Raw genomic sequence first — 1,466 nt, 5'->3', positions numbered from 1 at the left:
GGCCCGGCGGTGAAGCCGGGGACGTGTTCCTCGGCGTCCGGGACCAGCGCGGTCGTGGCCCGGCGACGGCGGAGCGCGAAGCCCGCCGTGATGGTGGCCGCGATGAGGAGGCCGCCGGTGACGAGGGCACCGCGGGCTCCGGCGCGTTCCATGAGCAGGCCGAGCAGTGGCGGACCGGCGAGGCCCCAGCCGGTGCTGATGCTGCCCCAGACGCCGAGGACCCGGCCCCGCAGATGGGCGGGCGGATCGGTCTGGAGGACGGTCGTGCCCGCTGTGTCGGAGACGGACTCCAGCACGGCCATCGGCAGGACGAGCACGAGGAGCACCGCGAGCGACGGGGAGAACCCGGCCACCGCCTGGAGCAGCGCGCCCCCGGCCGCCAGTACCCCGACGAGACGGACGGACGGGCTGCGCAGCCGGGCGCCGAGCACCGCGCCGAGGATGCCGCCCACGGCGAGCACCGTGGAGACCGTGCCGAACGCCCCGGCGCCGCCCGCGAGGGGCCCGGTGACGAGCACGGCCAACGTCAGCCCGTAGTTCCGCCCGAACATCGAACTGATCCCGGTGATACCGGCGAGCGCGACCAACCGGGGCCGACGGAAGAAGTAGACGAGCCCCTGGCGCACGGTCATGTCCGTGGAACGGCCATGACCCTCCGCCGTGGCCGTCGGCCGCGTCTTCGTCCTCGCGCGTGTTCCCCGTTGCGCAGGGATCACGGGCTCATCGGTGGTGATGGCGGTGACGGTGGCGGTCGCGGACGCCTGGAGCGCCTCGTGCACCGGACGGAGGAACGGGATCACCGAGGCGACGAAGAGGAACGACAGTCCGTTGGCGGTGTACGCGGCCGCCGTCCCGAGGAACCCGACGGTCACCCCGGCCAGCGCCGTCCCGGCGAGCCGTCCGGCGCTGTGCACCAGCGAGCCGACGCCGATGGCGGAGGGCACGTCCTCCTTGCGGACGAGGTCGTTGCCGAGGAGCGCGCAGGCGGGCCCGTCGACCGTGGCGACGAGACCGGTGACGGCGGCCAGCACCATCAGCACGGTCACGTCGAGCCGGTCCGTGGCGACGAGGGCGGCGGTCGTGAAGGCCACCGCGCCGAGCAGCGCCTGGCTGACCGCGGCGGTCGTCTTCCGGGGCCAGCGGTCCACGGCGGCGCCTCCCACGAGGCTGACCAGCAGCGCGGGCGCGGCCTGGACGGAGATGGACAGACCGGTCGCGGCGGCGGAGCCGGTGATCTGGAGCACCAGGAGGTTCTGGACGGTGAGCTGCATCCACGTCCCGGCGTTGGACAGGAAGTTCGCGAGGGACCACCAGCGCATGCTGGGGTACTTCAGGGAACGCCAGGGGGAGCGCGAGGCGGGGGCGGGCGCGCGGCCCGCGGGGGAAGAAGGCACGGTGAGCTACTCGGAGACGGGTCCGTGGACGCGGGCAGGGCGGGACGAGGGGTTCGACTGCGAGGTCTCGGA

Annotated in this window: 1 protein-coding gene; it reads right to left on the bottom strand. The window is 74.1% G+C overall.

Going from position 1 to position 1,466, the window contains the following annotated elements; all coding sequences use genetic code 11:
- On the bottom strand, positions 1–1,319 hold a 1,319-nt coding region (locus AOK23_RS43855; RefSeq protein WP_055717912.1), incomplete at its 3' end, for an MFS transporter.
- Between the last annotated feature and the right edge of the window lie 147 nt (positions 1,320–1,466).

Source organism: Streptomyces torulosus, from assembly GCF_001419765.1.
In the GTDB taxonomy this organism is placed as follows: domain Bacteria; phylum Actinomycetota; class Actinomycetes; order Streptomycetales; family Streptomycetaceae; genus Streptomyces; species Streptomyces torulosus.
The sequence above is the reverse complement of the archived record's forward strand: the minus strand, read 5'-3'. Positions and strand labels throughout refer to the sequence as shown.